The 19116-nt window shown below is 71.8% G+C and carries 19 protein-coding genes and 1 pseudogene; 4 read left to right on the forward strand and 16 right to left on the reverse strand.

The window, feature by feature from the left end:
- Positions 1-1880, reverse strand: a 1880-nt coding sequence (locus RMO12_RS07645; RefSeq protein WP_309638830.1) for a HisA/HisF-related TIM barrel protein, incomplete at its 3' end; no start/stop codon positions are given.
- A 23-nt stretch (positions 1881-1903) separates the two neighbouring features.
- On the opposite strand from RMO12_RS07645, the gene RMO12_RS07650 reads away from it, so the two are divergent.
- The 3 genes from RMO12_RS07650 to RMO12_RS07660 are packed head-to-tail and all read left to right on the forward strand — an operon-like array spanning position 1904 to position 4718.
- Positions 1904-2920, forward strand: coding sequence for an ATP-grasp domain-containing protein (locus RMO12_RS07650; protein WP_309638831.1), 1017 nt, complete (start codon positions 1904-1906; stop codon positions 2918-2920).
- A 28-nt stretch (positions 2921-2948) separates the two neighbouring features.
- Positions 2949-4067, forward strand: coding sequence for a hydantoinase/oxoprolinase family protein (locus RMO12_RS07655; protein ID WP_309638832.1), 1119 nt, complete (start codon positions 2949-2951; stop codon positions 4065-4067).
- Between the two features lie 51 nt (positions 4068-4118).
- Entirely contained in the window at positions 4119-4718 is a 600-nt protein-coding gene (locus RMO12_RS07660; protein WP_309638833.1) for an aspartate kinase, read from the forward strand.
- 3 nt (positions 4719-4721) lie between these two features.
- On the opposite strand, the gene RMO12_RS07665 is transcribed toward RMO12_RS07660, so the two are convergent.
- The 3 genes and pseudogenes from RMO12_RS07665 to RMO12_RS07675 form a co-directional block, all read right to left on the reverse strand.
- Complete coding sequence (locus RMO12_RS07665; RefSeq protein WP_309638834.1) at positions 4722-5420, reverse strand: (5-formylfuran-3-yl)methyl phosphate synthase; 699 nt, start codon at positions 5418-5420, stop codon at positions 4722-4724.
- Positions 5417-6031, reverse strand: coding sequence for a DUF447 domain-containing protein (locus RMO12_RS07670; RefSeq protein ID WP_309638835.1), 615 nt, complete (start codon positions 6029-6031; stop codon positions 5417-5419). The genes RMO12_RS07665 and RMO12_RS07670 overlap by 4 nt, the downstream gene beginning before the upstream one ends.
- A 238-nt stretch (positions 6032-6269) precedes the next feature.
- Positions 6270-7682, reverse strand: a pseudogene (locus RMO12_RS07675) (DUF6513 domain-containing protein); the annotation flags it as partial.
- Positions 7683-7987: 305 nt separating this feature from the next.
- On the opposite strand from RMO12_RS07675, the gene RMO12_RS07680 reads away from it, so the two are divergent.
- The gene (locus RMO12_RS07680) at positions 7988-8413 is read left to right on the forward strand and encodes a dihydroneopterin aldolase (RefSeq protein WP_309638845.1); all 426 of its coding nucleotides are present in this window, start codon (positions 7988-7990) and stop codon (positions 8411-8413) included.
- Positions 8414-8571: 158 nt separating this feature from the next.
- Here RMO12_RS07680 and fae read toward each other — a convergent pair whose 3' ends face one another.
- The 12 genes from fae to eno form a co-directional block, all read right to left on the reverse strand.
- On the reverse strand, positions 8572-9081 hold the full coding sequence (fae, locus tag RMO12_RS07685; RefSeq protein ID WP_309624170.1) for a formaldehyde-activating enzyme: 510 nt from the start codon (positions 9079-9081) through the stop codon (positions 8572-8574).
- Between the two features lie 91 nt (positions 9082-9172).
- Complete coding sequence (locus tag RMO12_RS07690) at positions 9173-10051, reverse strand: triphosphoribosyl-dephospho-CoA synthase (RefSeq protein WP_309638836.1); 879 nt, start codon at positions 10049-10051, stop codon at positions 9173-9175.
- A 71-nt stretch (positions 10052-10122) separates the two neighbouring features.
- Positions 10123-11097: a RimK family alpha-L-glutamate ligase gene (locus RMO12_RS07695; protein WP_309638837.1), complete on the reverse strand. Its 975-nt coding sequence runs from the start codon at positions 11095-11097 to the stop codon at positions 10123-10125.
- On the reverse strand, positions 11037-12071 hold the full coding sequence (mch, locus tag RMO12_RS07700) for a methenyltetrahydromethanopterin cyclohydrolase (protein ID WP_309638838.1): 1035 nt from the start codon (positions 12069-12071) through the stop codon (positions 11037-11039). Before mch ends, RMO12_RS07695 begins: the two co-directional genes overlap by 61 nt.
- A 30-nt stretch (positions 12072-12101) precedes the next feature.
- Positions 12102-13289 carry an ATP-grasp domain-containing protein gene (locus RMO12_RS07705; protein ID WP_309638839.1) on the reverse strand — a complete coding sequence of 396 codons (1188 nt, stop codon included), beginning with the start codon at positions 13287-13289 and terminating at the stop codon, positions 12102-12104.
- A 3-nt stretch (positions 13290-13292) separates the two neighbouring features.
- Entirely contained in the window at positions 13293-14213 is a 921-nt protein-coding gene (locus tag RMO12_RS07710) for a methylenetetrahydromethanopterin dehydrogenase (RefSeq protein WP_309638840.1), read from the reverse strand.
- A gap of 35 nt (positions 14214-14248) precedes the next feature.
- A complete protein-coding gene (locus RMO12_RS07715; RefSeq protein ID WP_405029637.1) occupies positions 14249-15274 on the reverse strand; it encodes a beta-ribofuranosylaminobenzene 5'-phosphate synthase family protein in 1026 nt (341 codons plus the stop codon).
- Positions 15275-15476: 202 nt separating this feature from the next.
- Positions 15477-16175, reverse strand: coding sequence for a tRNA (guanosine(46)-N7)-methyltransferase TrmB (gene trmB, locus RMO12_RS07720; RefSeq protein ID WP_309638842.1), 699 nt, complete (start codon positions 16173-16175; stop codon positions 15477-15479).
- Positions 16162-16857: an ATP-binding protein gene (locus RMO12_RS07725; protein WP_309638843.1), complete on the reverse strand. Its 696-nt coding sequence runs from the start codon at positions 16855-16857 to the stop codon at positions 16162-16164. Before RMO12_RS07725 ends, trmB begins: the two co-directional genes overlap by 14 nt.
- A 12-nt stretch (positions 16858-16869) precedes the next feature.
- The gene (gene pnuC / locus RMO12_RS07730; protein WP_405029636.1) at positions 16870-17505 is read right to left on the reverse strand and encodes a nicotinamide riboside transporter PnuC; all 636 of its coding nucleotides are present in this window, start codon (positions 17503-17505) and stop codon (positions 16870-16872) included.
- A gap of 17 nt (positions 17506-17522) precedes the next feature.
- Positions 17523-17798, reverse strand: coding sequence for a cell division protein FtsB (gene ftsB, locus RMO12_RS07735; RefSeq protein WP_309624179.1), 276 nt, complete (start codon positions 17796-17798; stop codon positions 17523-17525).
- 61 nt (positions 17799-17859) lie between these two features.
- A partial coding sequence (gene eno, locus RMO12_RS07740) for a phosphopyruvate hydratase (protein ID WP_309638844.1) occupies positions 17860-19116 on the reverse strand: 1257 nt, incomplete at its 5' end.

Consider the following 19116-nt stretch of genomic DNA (forward strand, 5'->3'; position numbering starts at 1 on the left):
AGGCCGAGCGGGCCGGCGCGGCTGCGCAGCGGCAGGCCCGACAGCCACGCGAACACCTGGTTCACGCTGGCTGCGCCGTCGGCGCCGGCGAGCGGCAAGGTGGCGGCGCGCGTGTGGCGGTTGAGCTGCGCGACGATGCGATCGAGCGCCTCGACGATCAGCGCGCCGTGTGCGGGCAGACGCGGCGCTTCCCACACGATCACCGCGTAGCGGGCCTGGCGCAGTTGCCCGGCCAGCGCCACCAGGTCGGCCGGCGCAGCGACGCGCCGCCCGGCCACCAGCGCGGCGAGTAGCGACGTGGTGTCGAACAGATCGCCGGCCAGCGCCACGCTGGCCTGGGTGACGCCGGGCAGGGCAGCCAGCGCCGCATCGAGCGGCGCGCCGACGAAGGCAACGTGGCGCGCCGCCACCAGCGGCTCGCCCAGCCCCAGGCGCCGCCAGATTTCAGGTTGCGCCTCGCGCGGCGAGCCGCCGATGCAGACGATGAGATCGGCGCGGTTGCGCACCTCCGCCAAGGTGGTGGTGAAGGCGCCGCGGTCTTGCAGCGCGCGCAGGCCGTGAAACAGCGCGTCGCCCGCCGCCACGTCGCTGATCGCGCCGGTGGCGCAGGCCAGGGGGTAGAGCGCGCGCGCGCCGCTGATGTCGGTGCCCAGGCCACCGAACAGCGGCTGGCGGCTCGCGGCGAGCACGCGGGCGGCGGCGTCCAGCGCGGCATCGAGCGTGGCCGGCTGGCCGTCGATCAGGCATGAAGTCGGCGCTGGCGCGCTGGTGAAGCGCGCCAAGGCGGTGGCGGCACGCGGACAGTCGCTGCCGCTCAGTGCGTAGCCGGCGTCGCGGCGCTCGAGTGCGAAGCCGTCGCACAAGAGCGGGCAGAAGGGGCAGGTCCAGGGCACTGCGTTGACGGCTTGTGTCGAAGTCATCGCGGCAGTGTCGCGCAAAGCGGCTGCCCTATTCGGCACGTCTATGCCGTGACCCTGCGCGACCGCGGGCGCCGCGGCGCTGCGCGTCGGCGCTGCCGGCCCCTGGGCGAGGCCCGGCGTGGCAGCGGGTGCTGCATCAAGCCTGCGAAGAAGTGCGGCCGGGGCTGTGGCAATCGACGCGGCGCCGGGCACGCCTGCGACGGTGGCGAGGCTGCGCAGCGCTGCACCGTCGAGACGTCCGTCGTGCAGCGCCGAGGCGACCAGCCAGGCGCTCGCGCCGGCCTCGGCGGCTGCCCGCAGGTCGCCTGCGTGGCGCACGCCACCGGCTCCGATGAGCGTGGCCCGTGGCGCGGTGGCGCGCACCGCGGCCAGCGTTTCGAGATCGGGCCCGCCGTCGCTGCCGACGCGCTCCAGGCTCATCACGATGACGCGCTCGGGCCAGTGCTGCGGCGCGCGCCACAGGCCCGCAAGGTCGAGCGGCACGCCGTTGCGGCGGTCGAGCGAGAGCAGCGGCTGAGCGCTGCTTGCGTCGGGCTGCGCCGGGTTGGATGGCCGCGCGTCGAGCCGCACTCTGCACGCCGCTCGCAACTCGTCGAGCGAGCACCAGCTCTCGCTGGCCAGCACCGGCGTCACGCGCGCCGCGAGCCGGCCGAGCGCGGCCAGGGTCGAATGCAGCCCGGCAAGGTCGACGAAGCCGGCGTCCAGCCACAGTTGCAGCGCCGGCCGGTCTTGCAGCAGCGCCGCGATCACGCCGAGCTGCACCGCGCCGCCCTGCAGCGCGTCGAGGTCGGCGAGGTAGAGCGTGTCGGTGGCACAGTGTCCGCACAGCGAGCGCGCCACGACCCGCGGATCGGCACTGCCGGCCAGTGCCGACTCGATGGGCCGGTAGGTGGCGCGTTCGCCGCGCACGGCGCGCACCACCAGGCCGTGCCGCAGGTCGATGACGGGAATGACGTGCATGCAATGACGTTGAAGCAATGACGATGAACAGCAGCGGCGTTTGGGTTTTCGAGTATGTCAGCGGCGGTGGCCTCGGCCGGGTGCTGGCGGGCGCCAACGGGGCGGCGTTGCTCGCGGCCGGCCGAGCGATGCGCGATGCGCTGGTGCAGGACCTGTCGAGCCTGCCCGACGTGGCCCTGCGCTGGGCCGGCGGCGCGGGCGATGGCGCGCCGCGCGACGATGAATCGATCGCCGACTTCGTGCGGCGCGAGGCCGCGCGGCAGCGCTGGTGTTGGGTGGTCGCGCCCGAGAGCGAGGGCGTGCTGGCGGCGCTGGCCAGCGCGGTGGCGCCGCGCGCCTGGATCGGCTGCACGCAGGCGGCAATCGTGCTGTGCGCCAGCAAGCGCGCCACGCTCGCGCGGCTGGCAGCGTGCGGGCTGGCCACGCCGCTGGCCTTTGAGCGCCCCCCTGCCTGCGGCGACGCGTCAGGCCCCCCAAGGGGGACAAGGAAATCCGCGAGCGGCCTGGCGTTTCCCTGTGAGCCCGAGGCCACGCGATGGATCGTCAAGCCGGATGACGGCGCCGGCACCGTCGACACCCGACGCCACGACACGCGCGACCGCGCCGACGCCGACCTCGCCGCACGTCGCGCGCGCGGCGCCTCGGCCACGCTCGAGCCCTGGGTCGACGGCGAGGCGCTGAGCCTCGCGCTGCTGTGCGGGCCGCACGGCGCGGAGCTGCTCGCCATCAACCGCCAGCGCATCGCGATCGACGCTGAAGGCCGGCTGCACGACGAGGGCGTGGCGATCCGGCAGATGGCGCTGGACGACCCGCGCGCCGCGCCGCTGGCCGAGCTGGCGCGCGCCGTCCACGGCGCGATCGACGGCCTGCGCGGCTTCGTCGGCATCGACGTGGTGTGGCACGCCACGCACGGCCCGGTCGCCATTGAAGTCAACCCGCGCCTGACCTCGGCCTACGTGGGTTTGTCGGCTGCGCTCGGGCGCAATCTGGCCGCAGAAATCCTGGCGCTGCATGAGGAGGTGAATGATGTCGCAGCCTGATCGGGCCCCGGTGCTCCCGCCTTTGCCCTTGCACCAAGCGAGCGCTCAGTGCGGCCCGGCGGGCTCCGAGTGGATCGTCGGCTGGGATATCGGCGGCGCGCACGTCAAGGCCTGCCTGGTGGAGCGCAGCAGAGCGCCGGCGGTGGTGCGCGACGCCTGCGAATGGGCCTGTCCGCTGTGGCTGGGGCTCGACCACCTTCAGCGCTCGCTCGCTCTGGCGCGCAAGCGCTGGCCGCAGGCCGACGGTGCGGCGCATGCCCTCACCATGACCGGCGAGATGGTCGACTTGTTCGAGCACCGCGAGGACGGTGTGCTGCGGCTTGGCGCGGCGCTGGCCGCGGGCTTGGAGGGCCGCTTGCGCTTCTACGCGGGCGCCGAAGGCTGGTGCGACCTGGCCGAGTTGCCGCTGCACTGGGCGTCGGTCGCCTCGGCCAACTGGCATGCGAGCGCCGACCTGGTGGCGCGTTCGATCGATGCCGGCGTGCTGGTCGACATCGGCAGCACCACCACCGATCTCATCGCCGTGCGCGGCGCTCGCGTGCGCATGCAGGGCCAAAGCGACGCGGTGCGCCTGGCCAGCGGCGAGCTGGTCTACCACGGTGTGGTGCGCACGCCGCTGTGCGCGCTGGCGCCACGCATTGCACACGGCGGCCGCGTGTTCAACGTGATGAACGAGTTTTTCGCCACCACCGCCGACGTCTACCGCCTCACCGCCGAGCTCGACCCGGCGCACGACCTGCAGCCCAGCGCCGACGGTGCGGCCAAGGACGCGCTCGCCACGCGGCGCCGCCTGGCCCGCATGATCGGCCTGGACGCGCGCGACGCCAGCGACGCCGACTGGCTCGCCTTCGCGCACGCCTGGCGCGCGCTGCAGCTCGCCGAGATCGGCGGTCAGTTGCAGCGTGTTATCGCGGCGGCCGGGCTGCCGGCCGATGCGCCCATCGTCGGCGCCGGCTGCGGCGACTTCCTGGCCGCAGCGCTCGCTGCGCAGCTCGGCCGGCCGCACCGGCGCTTCGCTGCGCTGGTGCAGGGCCGCGACGTGAGCACGGGCGAGGGTGCGGGTGACACGCTCGAGCGCTGGATGCAGGTGGCCGCACCGAGCGTGGCCGTCGCGCTGCTGCTCGCGCGGGGGATGCGCAGTGCCTGATCGCGCGCGAGATCGCCAGCCACCGGCGCTGCTCGAGCGAGGGGCGCGCTGATGTGGGTCGTCAAGCTCGGCGGCAGCCTGCAGCGCGACGCGCTGCTGCCGCGCTGGCTGGCGCTGCTGGCCGAGCTGGGCGGCGGGCGCGTCATCGTCGTGCCGGGCGGCGGTGGCTTTGCCGACCAGGCGCGCAAGGCGCAGGCGCGCTGGCAGCTCGGTGACCTGGCCGCGCACAACATGGCGGTGCTCGGCATGGCGCAATCGGCGGCCTTGCTGCACGGCCTGTGCCCCGCCTTGCCGCTGGCCGACAACGAGGCGCGGATGCGCGAGCTGCTGCAAAGTGGCCAGCCGGCGCTGTGGCAGCCGCTGGATTTGTTGCGCAGCGCGCCCGATGACATCACGCACTGGGGCGTCACGTCCGACAGCCTGGCGCTGTGGCTGGCCGAGCGGCTGGGCGCCGATCGACTCGTCGTGGTGAAGTCCTGCGCCATCGAGCCCGGCCAGTCGTTCGCGCAGCTCGGCGAGGCCGGCGTGCTCGACGGCGAATTTGCCGCTCGTGCGCGCGCTGCGGCGTGTGCCATCGAGCTGATGCACAAGAGCGAGCTCGGCCGGGCGCGCGCGCTGCTGCAGGACGCTAGCCTGGCTTGTCGCCCCTAGCCCCTACAGTGCCCGAGCCAGCGGCGGCGTGGTCGCCGCGCGCAGGTCGTCGCGCAGACGGCGCACCCGCTCGGCGTCGAGGGCGCCGGTGCGACTGCCCTCGCACACCGCGCTGCGAAAGCCGGCGAAGTCGCTCCCCAGGCGCGCGAGCTGCGGCAGGTGCCGGGTGCCGAGCGCACCCGAGAGACCGCACAGCTTGCCGGCGCTCTGCACACGCTCGACGAAGCCGCGCAAGCTCGCCTCGCTCAGCACGTCGAACAGACTGCCGCGCGCCTTGTCGGCGGTGTCGAGCATGAGCGCGGCAAAGGGCAGCGCGAGCGCGCGCTCCAGCAGGGCGCCGTCCAGGCCGTCGTCGGCGATGAACACCGGCACGACCGCAAAGCGGCACTGCGCCAGCGCGTCGAGCAGCGCGGCGTCGCCCGGCGCGATGCCGACCTTGACGTAGTCGACACCGCAGGCGGCCGTCGCAGCGGCGCGCTCCAGCACCGCCTGCAGCGCCCCGGGTGCGAAATCGCCCACCGTGGCGCTGATCGGCCGCCCGGTGCGCGCCGCACGCAGCGCCTCCACCACGGCCTGCACCGTGACCAGCGGCAGCGCGCCGAGCGCACCGGCGCTCGGCTCCTTGCAATCGATGAAGTCGGCGCCCGCGCCGGCCGCGGCGAGTGCTTCGCCCGCACTGCGCACGCTCACCAACAGCTTCATGCCGAGGCGTCCTTGCTGCTGGCTGCGCTGGCGGCGTCGCCCGCGCGGTGCCGTGCCACCGCCTCGAGCAACCAGTCCCAGGCCTCGCGCTCCTCGGCCCCGGCGGTCTTGTCGATGGCGATTTGCAGGTAGGCCAGTTCCGCATCGACCTTGGCCGGCGCCAGCATGCCCAGCCGGCTCACCAGCACCGCGCCCTCGATCACCGCCGACTGGGCGCGGTTGAAGCCGATGAAGGGCGCGTGCTGCACCGCGTGCAGGCGCGCCAGCGTGAGCACCGGCCGCTCGGGGTCGTCGCTCTGGTGCGCGAGGGTCAGCTCCACATGCCCGAGCGCCATGGCGAGCCGCACGCCGTGGATGCGCTCGGCGGGCAGCAGCGGCCAGTCGCGCCGCCCCAGCAGCCTGGCCGTCACGCTGCCGGCGAACACGCGCGTGTCGGTCACGAGGTTGAGCACCGCATGGCCGGTGGTTGCGATGTTGTCGAGCGTGGTCGAGGGGCGAAACGGCATCAGGATCACCTGCTCGCCGCGGTAGCGCACGCCCATCGGCGCGACATGCGGCTGGCCGCCTGCGTCGACGGTGGTGACGACGGTCTCAAAAATCTGGTCGTTCATTGGGCGATTTCGTTGCTGGGCGCTGACCCTCACCCCCGCCCTCGCCCGCCGGGGCGGTAGAGGGAGCCACGGGCGCGGCGGCGCTGGCCGGGGAGGGTGCGGCCGTTGCCCCTTGCGCTTGGGCGGGAGACGGAGCCACGAGCGCGGCTGACGTGGTCGGGGGGAGAGGAACTGCTCCCTCGCCCGCTTCGGCGGGAGAGGGCTGGGGTAGGGAGCCCGCCGCGCGCGCATCGGCGCTTCGATGCGTCAAGGTCGTCCCCGGCGCGCACTGCGCCGTCGCATCGTCGGGCGCGCGCGCCACCGCCACGCCCCAGTCCAGCGGCTGGTCCTGCACATAGCGCTTGCCGAGCTGAAAGGCGATCTCCGCGCGCGCCAGTTCGACGCCCATGTAGAAGGCGTGCGCGGCATCGGTCTCGAGCTTCAAGTGCGGCCACAACGCGAACGCGTCCTGCGCCAGGCGCAGGCCGTCGCGGTTGTAGACGTGAATGCCGTCGACCGAAATTTGCACGCGAAAGTTCGGGTCGCGCACCGCGCTGGCCGTGGCCGCGATCTCGGCCGGCGTGTCCGGGAAGGGGTAGCGCGCATGCACCGTCATCAGCGCGTCCGACAGGCCCTTGGGCAGCATGCGGTGCGTGCGCGCCGCGTGCATGACGCGTCGCGCCAGGTCGGCCTCGGCGACCGCGCGGCGCGCATGCGCGCTCACCTCGGTGGTCAGCACGGCGGCCACGTCCAGCTCGGCGCAGATGCCGAACAGAAGAGCGTTGATGCCGCTGGTGTCGGCCTCGGTCAGCTCGGTGAGGTTGCCCACGCCCATCATGATCGGTGCGTCGGGGAAGCGCTCGCGCAGCCGTTGATAGCGCGCCACCGAGGCGGTAAAGCCGAACGGAATCGGGTCGAGGATCGGGTCGGCCAGAAACGCCTTGCCCTTCGCCTGCATGGTCTCGATGGCCTGGAACAAAGAGGCCTCGTCGGCCGGCTCGCGGCCGATCAGCACCGGCACCGAGGCCACCTCGTCGGCAACCCACAAGGTGTCGAGCGCGAGGCTGAGCAGGTAGTCGGCGCCGGCACGGCCGCCGCGCAGCAGCTCGCCCGGCTCCATCGAGTCGACGCTCACCGCGAAGCCTTCGCCCTTGAGCGCACGCACGCTGTCTTCGAGGTGGGCAAAGGGCGTGGCGGGCAGGCAGCCGAGATCGATCACGTCGGCGCCGTCGCGCACGAGCTCATGCGCCCGCGCGACGATGGCCGCGACCGTGAGACGCGGTGCGTCGACGATCTCGGCAAAGATCGCAACCGCGTATTCGTCCAGATCGATCGCCTTGCCGGCGCGGTTGAAGTGGCGCGGAATGTCCTTCATTTCCTCGGGCCCGCGCTCCACCGGGATGCCGAAGTGCACGGCGAGCGCGGTCACGTCGCCGCGGCAGCGCCCGGGCAGCATCAAGCGGTCGGCCGGGCGCGGCGCGCTGGCCTGGCTGCCGGCCGTGACCACGGGTGCCGTGACGCGGCGCTTGACCATGTCGGTGGTCATCAGCCCGGCCACCTGCAGGCCGATCTCGCGCACTTCGTAGCTGAAGGCCGGCGGCTCGATGCCGGCCAGCACGCGCCCGAGCCCCGGCTCGGCCAGCCGGCCGGTGAGAAAGACGATGTGTTCCATGGAAAAGCGGGCAGGGAGAACGAGTGCTGACGAGCGCGAGCGGTCGCGCCGGCGGGGCCGGGCAAGGGGGCGAGCGGGCGAGTGCGCGAGCATATCGGCAGTGCCGACCCGCATGCGGGAGCGACCCTTGCTTCAGAATCGCCTCGGTGGCGGCGCGACTGCCGGCTGCTCTAGAGCTGCCGCTCCGAGAATGCGACCCCAGAGCGTCACGCGAGAGCGCCGCGCCCCTTCTTCCGCAGGAGAACGCCTTGATCGCCGACCGCCCGCATCTCGCTCCGCCCGGCCCCGACGCCGACGCCCAGCCGATGGACCTGATCTTCATCGAGGGCTTCACCGGCCAGACCGTGATCGGCATCCACGACAGTGAGTTGCACCGCCCGCAGACCCTGCGCATCGACCTCACCGCCGGGCTGCCACGCAGCCGCGCCTGCGACACCGACCGCATCGCCGACACCATCGACTACGGCCAGGTGCGCGAGCGCCTGCAACGCCTGCTGCGCGAACACCGGCTGCAGTTGCTCGAGGCCTTTGCCGAGACGGTGGCCGACATCCTGGTCGGCGAGTTCGGCGCGCACTGGGTGCGGGTGGTGGTCACCAAGCCGAGGAAGTTCGACGACGTCGAAGCGGTGGGCGTGGCCATCGAGCGCCGCCGCGACACGCAGGCCGACGCCCGCAATGACACGCCGCTGCCGAGCCTTACGGGCGCGGGCACGGCGCCCGGCCTGCGTTGAGGAGCCCCCAGGCTCGCTTCGTTCATTGCCCCGAGGCGATCGGGCTCAGTGCCCCTGGGGTGGCCCTGCAGGCACTGCGGGAACAACAAAAAAGCCGACCGGTCGCCCGGTCGGCTTTTTGTTGTTCGCGACCTTTGCCCGCAGGTGCGGGCAAAGGCTTACTTGGCGGCGAACGGGTGGGGCGTGCTGCCCTTCTTGGCCACCACTTCGCGGGCGGTCGGCGAGCCGGAAATGGCGCGCTTGATCGACTCCTTGACGGCCTGGTAGTTGTAGTCCTGGATCTTCTTGTCGTCTTCGGCCATCCAGTGGATGAACACGCCGACGCAGAGGAACAGGTTGTCGGCTTCGTCGGCCGGGATCGTGCCGTCTTCGACGCAATCGGCCACTGCCATGGCCACGCCGCGCTGGGCCGGGCCAAACATCTGGACGGCCTGCTTGGCGCCCTTGATCGTGACCTTGTTGAACATCACGGTCGCAGGCTTCGTCAGCAGGTTGGGGGCCACCACTGCGAGCAGTGAGGTGAAGCCATCCTTGTTGTTGACGAGCGCGTGAGCAAACGCGCTTTCGACGGCGCTTCCGCGCGGCCCGATGAGCAAGTCGATGTGAGCCACTTCGTTGCCGTCGCCGACGAGCGATTCGCCGACCATCATCCGGTCAATCTTTGCCATGTTGAGTCTCCGTTGCGTTCTGCAAAAAAAATAGCACTGGGCGTCGTGCCAGTACCGCCGATAACTTACACGTTCCGCGCCGCCGCTGCAATCAAGGGGAAGCAGGGTCGGGGCCGGATTTGACCACACTGGATGCGCCAGCGAGGAACAGTGTTGCTACGACCAGGTCGGCGCTGGTACCGGGATTGAGGCCGCGGGCTTTGAGGCTCGTGTCCCAGGCGGCGAAAGCAGGGTCGCGCTCCAGGTCTTCGCCTTGCTCCGCGCGTGCGAGCCACGGGCCCGCTTCATCGGTGACACGCTGTGCCGCCGCCGTGCCGAACTTGCGAACAAGGTGTGAATCGGGCCAGCGGCCGAGGAAGGCGAGGTAGAGCGCCTGCACCGCGCGCGCGCTCGGCGCTCGGCCGGGTGCGGTGGGCGTGGCGTGGGCGGCCAGGGCCGGCAGGCCGATCTCCCACAGGTCGGCGTAGCCGCTGGCGTACTGGCGGGCGATGCGGTCGCGCCCGGCGGCGAGTGTCATCGCCTCGAGCAGGCTGACGGTGGGCGGTGCGGACACGTCCTCGATGTCGGTGCGGCCCAGCCCGCCCGGGCGGGCGGCGGCAATGGCGCGAAAGGCCGCGGTCGCGTCGCTCAGGGCGAGCTCGCCAAGCACGGCTTGCAGCACCCGGCGCGCCGGCCCGCCGCGCTCGAACGCCAGGGCCAGTGGCGCACATAGCAGCACGATCCCGAGGTTGGTGTTGCAGCCGGCGACCGCCAAGCTGGCGGCGACGGCCGCTTCGATGCGTTCGCCCACGCTTGCACCGGCTACGAACAGCCCCGCCTCGGCGGCTCGGGCGCTGGCGAGGAACAACCCCGCGTCCATGCCGTGGCCGGGCGAGACGGCGCTCACGTTGCCGGGTTTGCGCACCGCCACGTCGAGCGCGCAGGCGCCAAGAAAGGCGGCGCGGGCGCTTGGGGTCGGCACGACGCTCACGCTGGTCTCGCCGGGTGTCGGGTGCCGGGCGTCGCGAGCGACGCCCTGCTGCCGTGTCGCGACCCGGCGGTTCACGCGCGCCTGACCGCGCCGCTTTGCGGCAGCCGGCGTTCGAGCAGATCGGCCACCAGAAGCGCGGCGATGTTGAAGCGCGTGACGCGCTGCAGGCCTTGCCAGGCCGCGACACCGTTCACCTCGAGCACCTGCGGGCCGTCGGGCGTGGGAATGAGGTCGATGCCGGCGTAGTCCATGGCCAGCGCGGCGGCGGCGCGCTCGGCCAGCGTGGCGAGCTCGTCGCTCAACACCGCAGGCTCGCAGCGTGCGCCCTGCGCCACGTTGTGAACCCAATGGTCGCTGATGCGCCGCATGGCGGTGACGGCGCGGCCACCGACCACCAACACGCGCCAGTCGAAGCCGGGCTGCTGCTGCGCCGGCACATAACGCTGCAGGTAGGCGAGCTGCCCGTAGGCCTTCAGGGCGGGCAGGGCGCGGTGCATGCCGTCCACCCGGCCGACGCGTTGCAGCCCCTTGCCCTGCGAGCCGAACAGCGGCTTCAAGACCAGCGCATGGCCGGCCGCGCTTTCGCGCGTGACGAGGCGCTGCGCCAGCGCAGCCGATTCGAGCGCCCAGGTCGGCGGCGTGGCCACGCCCGCGGCGTGCAGCAGCAGGCTGGTCATGGACTTGTCGACGCTGCGCTCGATGGCGCGCGCGTCGTTGTAAATCGCCACGCCCAGTTCGCGCAGCGCATGCAGCACGCCCAGGCGCTTGGTCACCTGCTCGAAGCTGCCGCCGGCAATGCCGCGCACCAGCGCCGCGTCGGGCAGCTCGCGGCCGAAGCCGGGGATCACCAGGCCGTGCCACGCCGCGGTGGTGTCGATGCGGCAATCGGCCAGGTCGATGCACCGCCCCTCCGCGCCACGCGCGCGCAAGGCGGCCTGCAACTGGCGGGTGTGCCAGCCGGTTTCGTCGGTGAAGAGGGCGACTTTCAAGCCTCGTCCAGCCACTGCCCCCGCAGCAATTCCAGGTTCATCTTTCCCGCATGCCATGTCTTGCCCGAGCTCAGGCTCGACACCCACACCTCGGCCGGCGCGAACAGGGCGCCGTCGATCTTGTAGAAGTCGTATTCGGCGGCCTTGAAGATGTCGGCGAAGCCGCGGCCGTAGTCGCGTGAATTGAGCGAGGGCAACGCCTTGGCCAAGCCACGCGCCGCTTCGTCGTCGGCGTCGACGGTGAGGTGGACGCGCCCGCCGTAGAGGATGGCGTCGTTGGTGCGGCCCATCGCGTCCAGGCCGTCTGCGCCGGGCGAGGGCAGCGGGGCGCTGGCCACGCCGTCGACGATTTGCTCCAGCGCAAAGTGCAGCTCGTGCGCCTTGTGCAGCGCCACTTCGAGCACCCGCGCCACCACCTGCGTGGTGCCGGCCAGGCTCTTGGTGGGCGTCATGATCAAGGTGAGCTGCGTGGGCTGCAGGCCGCAGTCGCGCAGGATCTTCTCGACCACCACCGGCGGCGGCACGCGGTCGACTTCGAGCACCAGCACGCCGCTGCGTGCGTCGGCCGTGATCGGGTCGCGGTAGCCGAGTTCGGCGAACAAGGCTTCCTTGGCCGCCAGCGCGCGCGCCGGGCCGGAGCCGAGCGAGAAGAACTTCTTGCCGCCGGCTTCTTCCTTGCTCGCGGCAAGGCTCCAACCAGCGTACTGGCTGGCCAGGCAGGCGAGCACCGGCTGGCTGCTGCTCACCTCGAGCCAGGTCGGCCAGCCTTGATCGAAAGGCCCGCCCTGCGCGGCGAGCTTGACCTTGCCCAGGCCGCCCATGCAGATCTCGCCGATCAGCACGCCGGCCTCGATGCTGCCGGGCACGGAGATGCCGGCATCGACGAAGGTCACGCCGCTGGTGTCGCGGGTGACCGCCACGCGCAGGCGGTCGGCTTCGGCGACGAGTCGGCGCAGCAGCGGCAGCACGCCGGCATTGACGCTGATGGGGCTGGCAGAGAAGGCTGGAGTGGGGGCGGTGGATTCGCTCATCGTCGTCTTTCGGAGGTCATTGATTTCTGTTCAGGCTTCAAGTGCCCAGCGCGCGCGCAAGGCCTGCCGCTTCTCGGCCAGGCGCTCGCGCACGGCTTGCGCAGCGGGGCCGTCGGCCTGCACGCTGCACACCGGATCGCCCGCAGCGAAGCGGCTGCCGGCGGCGGGCAGGTCGTGGCAATCGTCGCGTTGCGCCAGCGCCTGGGCCTGCGCGGCGCTGAGTTCGAAGGCCTGGCGCGCGAACACGATTTCGCTGCCGCGCACGGTGCCCGCCGGCATTGGCGCCAGGTCCGCCAGCGTGTGCTCGCGGCAGGACTCGACATGGGCGCGCAGCAAAGGCAGATCGGCATACAGCGCCATGCTCGCCGAAGGCCGCGGGTTTATTTCGAGCAGGCAGAGCCGCCCGTCCTCGGTGCGGATGAAGTCGAGGCTGCAAAGGCCACGCAGCTCGAACTCACCCGCCAGTGCGTCGAGCATGCCGAGCAGCGCCGCGTGCTGCGCAGCCGGCAGCTCGCCCGCTGAGATCGCACCGCGAAAGACATGCGGATGTGCGCCGAGCGGCCGCACGATCAGCTCGTTGCAGCCGACCAGGCGCGCGTGCCTGCCATTGCCGATGAACAGCGCCGACATCGGCGTGCCCGCCACTTCGCGCTGGTAATACATGCCGCGCGACGCGTCCGCCGCGGGCGCATCGTTCGCGCAGCGGATGTGCCAGCCGCCGCTGCCGCGGGCGTGCTTGCGCAGCCAGCCTTGCGGCGCGGGCGGCGCGTCGAAGCGGGTTTCTGGGTGGGCGAAGCCGCGCGTTGCAAGCAATGCGAAGAAGCGCCGCGCATCGCGCACGCGCCGCACCGCCGCGGGCGCCGTGCCGATCAAGGCCAGCCGCGCGGCGCCTTGCTCGAGCAGGTCGGGCTCGCACTCGAAGTCGCTGCCCGCCACCCAGCCGATCACGCCCGGCTCGCGCGCGGCGCGCTCCAGTGCGGCCAAGGTGCGCGGCGCATCCAGCGGCGCGCCACCGCCCGCGTCGCCGATCGGCCACCACTGGCGCGCGACACGCCGCGTGTCGCGGTCGCCGAAGCAGTCGAGTGCGATCACCGCATAGCCGTCGCGCACGGCGGCCTCGGCCAGCAGCCGCGCCGAGCGGCCCGCCACCACCAGTGTTGGGCGGCTGGCGTCGGTGGCCGGCTCGGGCGCGGCCCGCTTGGCCGGCGTCGGGCGCATCGCTCAGACCGGCTTGGCCGCCAGCACCTCGCGCGCCACCGCCAGCGCCTCGGGGAAGCTCAGGTAGAGCGGCGTGTCGGACTTGTGCATGCGCACGAGCAGGCGGTGCTGGGTTTGGTACTTCACGTCGCCGATGGCCAGCGCGCCGATGCCGACGGCCTTGCAGGTACCCGACGGGTGGGTGAGCAGCTTGCCGCTGTCCATCACGTCCACGCCGGCAATGCCTTCGGGCGGCACGGCGTTCACGTCGGCGGCCACCAGCAGCCGGGTTGCCACATGGCGGTCGGCCTCGCTGAGCACCTGCACGCCGGCGGCGGCGGTGCCCAGTACCACGTCGGCCTCGGCGATCGAGGCGCGGATGGTCTCCACGCTGTCGCCCGAGACGCCGCTCATGGGGCTGCCGAAACGCGCATGGGTCTCGTCGGCGCAGTGTTGTGCCGCCGCGGCACCCTTGCGGCTGGACAGCCTCACCTCGGCGCCGAGCTGCTGCGCCAGCACGCCGGCAATGCGGCCGACCGTACCGGTGCCGCCGAGGATGACCACGCGCTTGCCGACCAGGTCGGTGCCGTGCACCTTGCGCAGTTGCGCCTCCACGCACGCGACCATCGCCGCGGCGGTGGTGTAGGAGCCGCTCGGGTCGGCCATGACCGAGACCACGAAGGGTTTCTGCATCGCCTTCTTGGCCGCGTCCAGCATGTCGGCGGCCAGCAGCACGTCGCGCCCGCCGATGAAGATGCCGGTGCGCAGCACGCCCTTGGGGCCGCGCGAAAAGATCGCGTCCTGCGTCAGGCCGGTCACGTTGTCGAGCGTGACTTCGCTGTAGGTGGGCAGCAGGTTGTAGCCGGCGTCGGCGGCCATGTTGATGTCGAACGGGCTCATCTGCTTGCCCGGGGTGAACATGTGGAGGATGTAGGGGCGTTCCATCGTGGGATCTCTCGGTGAGGTGAGGTGGGGTCGGATCAGCAAGTGAAGGACGAATCGAGCGGCTGCACGCTCGCGCCGATGTTGCGCGCGGCGACGATGGTGGTGAGCAGCGCGGCATCGACCGCGCCGCTCGCGTGGGCCTGCGCCAGCAGCCGCTCGGCCTCGGCCTGTGAGGGCAGGATGGCAAAGCCGGTCGGGCCCCAGGAGCTTTGGCCGGTGGCGGCCACGCCATGCTGCGCGATCCAGTGGCACAAACGCTCGACGCGCGCGCTGATGTAGAGCCGCCCGCCCTGGGCCGGCGCGAAGTGCCCGCCGACGCGGCGCTGCACTTCATTCAAGCCGGCCGCGAACGCCGCGAAGTCGCCGCTCGCAGCGCCTGGCAACACGCGCATCAACACCTCGTGGCACACGGCCGCGGCGTCGCCGCGCGCAAACGCCGGCAAGCTCGCGATGGCGTTTTTTTCGCCCGCACCGCTCAGGCCGCGCAGGCTCGGGTCGAGCACCAGCAGCACGCGCCAGTCGCCGGGCAGTTCGAGCCGTGCGAGCAGCGGCGCTGTGCGGCCGTCTTCACCCGGCCCGCCGTCGAGCAACAGGCCACCGCGGTCGAAGCCGGCGATGCCCACGCCCGAACGCACACCGCGCCCGAGCAGGCGCGCCAATGCCGAGGTGCAAAGGTCCAGGCCGTGCAAGGCAGCGAAGGCGCGCCCGACCGCCAGCGCCAGCTGCGTGCCCGAGCCGAAACCGGCATGCGCCGGCAGCACGCGCGCCAGGTGCAGGTGCAGCGGCGTGCTGCGCTGCGTGGCGCGCTGCAAGGCCGCGATGTGGGCCAGGGCGCGTTCGCCTTCGGCCTGCGCCGGGGCATCGGCCGCACTGAAGCCCGTCGTCTCGGCGCGCCGCAACTCGACGACGGTCTCGAAGCCGTCGACCACCAGACCCAGGCTGCCGTAACGCCGCCCGAGCGACGCCGACGGGTCGAGAAAGCCCAGGTGCAGCCGCCCCGGCGCGCGCACGGCGACGCCGCATTCGAGCAGTGGATGAGGGGCGGGAGGCGTCATCAGCATGAAGGTCGGGCCTGGCAGGACGTTGAACAGCCCGGTTGCGGGCAAGCGTTGTTCCGGTTCGCAGCCACGGGCCTGGGCGGGGCGCGGTGGCCTTGCTCCGCAACGGCGCAGGCCGGGTTGCGCAAGGACGGTCAGTGTGTCATGGCGCGAGCGGAGTGGATCGCACACCGCTTCCTGTTTAAGCAGCTGTGCGACGTGCGCTTTACCGCCGCACGAACACCAGGTCCCACACCCCATGCCCGAGCCCGATGCCGCGGTTCTCGAACTTGGTGAGCGGCCGGTACGCCGGCTTGTCCGCATAGGCCTCGGCGGTGTTGGACAGCGCCGGCTCGGCGCCGAGCACGGCCAGCATCTGCTGGGCATAGGGCTGCCAGTCGGTGGCGCAGTGCAGGTAGCCGCCCGGTGCCAGGCGGCCCGCGAGGCGCTGCACGAAGGGCGGCTGGATCAGGCGGCGCTTGTTGTGTTTTTTCTTGTGCCAGGGGTCGGGAAAGAAGACGTGGACGGCGGCCAGCGTTGCCGGCGCAATCATCTGTTCCAGCACCTCGACCGCGTCGTGCTGCACGATGCGCAGGTTGTGCAGGTCCTGCTCGCCGATGCGCTTGAGCAGCGCGCCCACGCCCGGCGCATGCACCTCGCAGCCGATGAAGTCGGTGTCGGCACGCGCCGCGGCGATGTGCGCGGTGGCGTCGCCCATGCCGAAGCCGATCTCCAGCACCAGCGGTGCGCTGCGGCCGAACACGGCGGCGGCGTCGAGCGGCGTGGTCTGAAAGGGCAGCACGAACTTCGGGCCGAGACCGGCCAGGGCGCGTGCCTGCCCCGGCCCCATGCGCCCGGCGCGCAACACGAAGCTGCGGATCGGGCGGGCGGGCATGGGTGCCGGCGCGTCGTCAGCTTCGGTCATGGTGGCGAGGGGGCGAAGGAAGCAGCCGCTGCAGGTGTTCACAGCCCGGCACCAGGCATTCGCGGCAGCGGCTGAGCCAGCGGGGCATCGTTTCGTCGGCTGCTGGCGCCGCGCCGCCCGGCGTGCCGGCCGTTGCTCCTGCAGCGATCGGCAGGCCAAGCAGCGGGCGCAACGCCGCCAGCGCCGCCGCGGTGCGTGCCTCACCGCTGCCGTACACCACGGCATAGGGCAGGCCGGCCGAATCAAGCGCGCCGCGCACCATCGCGTCGATGGGCGCGCGCACCTGGGGTCCGTCGCGCTGCAGTCCGTCGGCTTGCCAGGCGAGGTCGATGCCCATGAGCAGCGTGCAGCCACAGCGGCGCTGCCACGCCAGCGCGCTCGCGTAGAGGCTCGGGTCGCCGAACACGAAGTCGCTGTAGACGGCGGTCATGAGCGGCGTGGTGTCGGCCAGCACGACCTTGCCGCTCTGCGCCGCCGCCTCGATGCGCCGCGCCTGCTCGGCGGCGATCGACGCCTGCTCGCCCCGGTGCGGTGTGCGGCCGGCGGCGTCGCAGAACTCGCGCAGGTATTCATCCACGACGGTGGCCTCGCGGCCGAGCGTGCGCAGCTGCCGCGCGAGCGTGAGCGCCAGGGTGGTCTTGCCGGTGCTCTCCGCACCGAGCAACGCAATGATCGGCCCCATCTCGTCAGCGGCTCACGTGGCGGGCGCGGCGCGCGCCGCGAGCCGGCTCCACGCACGCCAGCCCGCCAGCGACAGCAGCCCGAACAAGGCGTAAAGCCCGACCGTCAACCACAGCCCCTTGTAGGCGAAGAGTCCGATCGCCACCGCGTTGATCACCAACCAGGCGGGCCAGTTCTCGACCAGCTTGCGCCCGAGCAGCACCTGCGCGATTACGCTGCCGGCGGTGGGGAAGGCGTCCCACCAGGGCACGTCGGTGTCGGTGGTGTGCGTGAGCAGCAGCGCCGTGGCGGGCCACAGCAGCGCCATCGTCGTGAGCGCCAGGAGGCGCCCGCGTGCGCTCAGGAAATGCACCGCCAGCGGCGCGCCGCCATCCTGCGTGCCGCGCAGCCACTGCCACCAGCCCCAGCACGCAACTGCCACGACCAGCAGTTGCAGCGCCGCGTCGCCATACAGCCGCGCCTGCCAGAACACCGGCAGGTAGAGCAGCGAGCTGGCGATGGCCAGCGGCCAGGCGAGCGCGTTGACGCGCAGGTTGCACAGCACCATCCACACGCCGAGCACGGCGCCCAGCAGCTCGGCCCGGCTGGCCGCAACAGCGCCGAACGCAAGGGCCGGGGCGTTGAGAAAGTCGACCAATGCGGCGAGCACGAAGCGGTGGGCCCGGCCTAGCGCCGCGGCGCGACGCGCACGTAGATCTCGTCGGGCTTGACCATGCCCAGCTCGAAGCGGGCCTTCTCCTCGACCATCTCGAGGCCGACTTCGAGGTCGCGCACTTCGGCGGCAAGCCGCTCGTTGCGTGCCAGCGCCACCGCGTTCTTGTGCTGCTGCTCGACCAGCCGCGACTGCAAGCCCATCGCTCGCCCCAGGCCGCCCTTGCCGAACCACAGCTCGGCCTGAACCAGGGCCAGCAGGGCGATCAGCGCAAAGGTGACGAGGCGCATGCTCAGGCGAGGCCGGCGGCGTCGCTACTTCGGCGCGAACGGTGGCGGCACGGCACGGGCTTCAGCGCAGGTTGTAGAACGCCGACTTGCCCGGGTACACCGCCACGTCGCCGAGGTCTTCTTCGATGCGCAGCAACTGGTTGTACTTGGCCACGCGGTCGCTGCGCGAGAGCGAGCCGGTCTTGATCTGCCCGGCGTTGGTGCCCACCGCGATGTCGGCGATGGTGGAGTCTTCGGTCTCGCCCGAGCGGTGGCTGATGACCGAGGTGTAGCCGGCGCGCTTGGCCAGCTCGATGGCGGCGAAGGTTTCGCTCAAGGTGCCGATCTGGTTGATCTTGATCAGGATCGAATTGGCCACGCCCTTGTCGATGCCCTCCTGCAGGATCTTGGTGTTGGTGACGAACAGGTCGTCGCCGACCAGTTGCACCCGCTTGCCGAGCACCTGCGTGAGGTGCGCCCAGCCGGCCCAGTCGGCCTCGGCCATGCCGTCTTCGATGCTGATGATCGGGTACTTGTCGCACCAGCCGGCGAGCATCGCGGTCCATTCCTCGGCGCTGAGCTGCAGGCCTTCGCCGTCGAGCCTGTAGCGGCCTTCCTTGTGGAACTCGCTGGCGGCGCAGTCCAGGCCGAGCGCGATCTGCTCGCCGGGGCGGTAGCCGGCCTTCTCGATGGCCTGCAGGATCATCTGGATCGCCGCTTCGTGGTTGGCCACATTGGGCGCAAAGCCGCCTTCGTCACCCACCGCCGTGCTCATGCCGCGGTCGTGGATGATCTGCTTGAGCGCATGGAAGGTCTCGGCGCCCCAGCGCACCGCTTCGCGAAAGCTCGGTGCGCCCACCGGAATGATCATCAGCTCCTGCAGGTCGAGGTTGTTGTTGGCGTGCGCGCCGCCGTTGACCACGTTCATCATCGGCACCGGCAAGGTCATGCTGCCCATGCCGCCGAAGTAGCGGTAGAGCGGCAGGCCCGATTCCTCGGCCGCGGCGCGTGCCACCGCCATGCTCACCGCCAAGGTGGCGTTGGCACCCAGACGCGCCTTGTTGTCGGTGCCGTCCAGGTCGATCAGGGTGCGGTCGAGGAAGGCCTGCTCGGAGGCGTCCAGGCCGAGCACCGCTTCGCTGATCTCGGTGTTGATGTGCTCCACCGCCTTGAGCACACCCTTGCCGAGGTAGCGCGTCTTGTCGCCGTCGCGCAGTTCGATCGCTTCGCGCGAGCCGGTCGAGGCGCCGCTGGGCACTGCGGCGCGGCCCATGGTGCCGCTCTCGAGCAACACGTCGCATTCGACGGTGGGGTTGCCGCGGCTGTCGAGGATTTCTCG

The organism is Methylibium sp. (genome assembly GCF_031393925.1).
GTDB lineage: Bacteria > Pseudomonadota > Gammaproteobacteria > Burkholderiales > Burkholderiaceae_C > Methylibium.